The organism is Mycobacterium sp., from assembly GCF_049683355.1.
In the GTDB taxonomy this organism is placed as follows: Bacteria; Actinomycetota; Actinomycetes; order Mycobacteriales; family Mycobacteriaceae; genus Mycobacterium.
In genome coordinates this window covers 1-2,569 of sequence record NZ_JBAUJB010000056.1, presented here as the reverse complement: position 1 = coordinate 2,569, position 2,569 = coordinate 1, and the positions used below count along the sequence as shown (strand labels likewise).

At 67.7% G+C, this 2,569-nt stretch carries 1 protein-coding gene; it reads left to right on the top strand.

What is annotated here, in order from left to right; translation table 11 throughout:
• The coding region (locus WA944_RS03650) for an HAD-IC family P-type ATPase (protein WP_526370532.1) at positions 1–2,532 on the top strand (2,532 nt) is incomplete at its 5' end.
• Positions 2,533–2,569: the final 37 nt, after the last annotated feature.

Below are 2,569 nucleotides of genomic sequence, written 5' to 3'. Positions count from 1 at the left end.
GTGCGGATCCTGCGTCAGTTCCACCACCCGCTCATCTATGTCCTGCTGGCCGCCGGAACCGTCACCGCGCTGCTGGGCGAGTACGTCGACTCCGTCGTGATCTTTGCTGTGGTGATCGTCAACGCCGTAGTCGGCTTCATCCAGGAGTCCAGGGCCGAGGCGGCGCTGCAGAGCCTGCGCGCACTGGTCCACACCGACGCCAAGGTGGTTCGCGACGGCCGCGAACGGGTCATCGCGTCCGAAGAACTCGTGCCGGGTGATCTGGTGCTGGTTGAGGCCGGCGACAAGGTGCCGGCCGACATCCGGTTGCTCCGAGAGGTTGAACTGCGCGTCGACGAGTCGGCCTTGACCGGCGAGTCGGTGCCCGTGGCGAAGGACGAAGTCGTGCTGCCGGACTCGACTCCCGTCGCGGACCGGCGCAACATGGCCCACTCCGGCACCCTGGTGACCGCCGGTTCCGGGGCCGGGGTCGTGGTGGCCACGGGCGCCGAAACCGAGATCGGGGAGATCCACCGGCTCGTCGGTGCGGCGACGATGCTGGCGACACCGCTGACCGAGAAGCTCGCCCGGTTCAGCAGGGTGCTGACGGTCGGGATCCTGGCGCTCGCCGCGTTGACATTCGCCATCGGCCTGCTACGCCAGCAAGATGCGGTCGAGACTTTCACCGCGGCCGTCGCGCTGGCCGTCGGCGCCATCCCGGAAGGCCTGCCCGCAGCCGTGACGATCACGCTGGCCATCGGGGTCTCACGGATGGCCAAGCGCAGAGCGGTGATTCGTCGGCTCCCGGCTGTGGAGACACTCGGCAGCACCACGGTGATCTGTGCCGACAAGACCGGTACGCTGACCGAGAACCAGATGACCGTGCGGGAGATCTGGACCCCCGATGAGCCGGTCATCGTGACGGGCGCCGGCTACGCCACCGACGGCGCGTTGCTGTCGCGAAGTGGCACTCCGGTCTCCGTCGAGACGAACGCCGCCCTGCGATGGACCCTCGTTTCCGGCGCGGCCTGCAATGACGCGATCCTGATGTCAGCCGGCGAGCGGTGGGACATCGTCGGGGACCCCACCGAAGCGGCGATGCTGGTCGTCGCGGTCAAAGCCGGACTCACGCCAGTGGACCTCACCCAAGCCCTGGTCCGTGTCGACACGATCACGTTCAGTTCGGAGCGCCAGTACATGGCCACCCTGCACAGGTCCGGCAACGGGCATGTCGTGCTGGTCAAGGGTGCGGTGGAGCGGATGCTCGCACTGTGCAGCACCCAGATGCGCGCCGACGGTGCGATCGAACCCATCAACGGCCCGGCGGTGCTGGATGCGGTCGAAAGTCTTGCCGCCAAGGGCCTGCGAGTGTTGGCGACCGGTGTCCGCACAACGGCGGACCCCGCTGATTTCAGCGAGGAAGCGCTCCCCGGCGCGGTGACTCTGACCGGTCTGCAGGCCATGCTTGATCCGCCCCGCGCGGCTGCCACGCCGGCGGTGACTGCCTGTCACACTGCGGGTATCGCGGTGAAGATGATCACCGGTGACCACGCCGGCACGGCGAGCGCGATCGCCGGTGCCGTCGGCGTGCTCGACGGCAGCACGACCGACGATCGCGCTGTCCTGACCGGGGCAGACCTGGCCGCACTGCCACCTGATGAGTTCCCGGACGCCGTCGAGCGGGCGAGCGTCTTTGCGCGAGTGTCTCCGGAGCAGAAGCTGCGACTGGTGGAGGCGTTGCAGGACAGGGGCCACGTCGTCGCGATGACCGGCGACGGCGTCAACGACGCACCTGCGTTGCGGCAGGCGAACATCGGCGTTGCCATGGGCCGAAGCGGCACCGAGGTCGCCAAGGACGCCGCCGACATGGTGCTGACCGACGACGACTTCGCGACGATCGAAGCCGCCGTGGAGGAAGGCCGCGGCGTCTTCGACAACCTGACGAAGTTCATCACGTGGACGCTGCCCACCAACATCGGTGAAGGGCTGGTGATCCTGGTGGCGATCGCGCTGGGTTCGGCACTGCCGATCCTGCCGACCCAGATCCTGTGGATCAACATGACCACCGCCGTCGCGCTCGGGTTGATGCTCGCCTTCGAGCCCAAGGAAGCCGGCATGATGACCCGCCCGCCCCGCGATCCTGGTCAGCCGCTGCTCACGCGGGCACTGGTGGGCCGCATCCTGCTGGTGTCGGGGCTCCTCGTGGCCGGTTCGTGGTGGCTGTTCGAGTGGGAACTGGCGAACGGCGCCACGCTGCCGGAGGCGCGCACCGCGGCGCTCAACCTGTTCGTCGTGGTGGAGGCGTTCTATCTGTTCAGCTGCCGCTCTCTGACCCGTTCTGCCTGGCGTATTGGGCTTTTCACGAATCGCCTGCTCATCGTCGGGGTGGCGACGCAAGCCGTGGCACAACTGCTGATCACCTACCTACCCGTCATGAACACGGTGTTCCAGACAGCGCCACTGGACGCCGGTCGCTGGCTGCGCATCTTCGCAATCGCAATGGTCGTCAGCGTGGTGGTGGGCGCGGAGAAGTGGATTCGGGCGCGTAGATGACCGGCTACTGGCCGCAGGTCGCCCTGGTGGTGTCGCT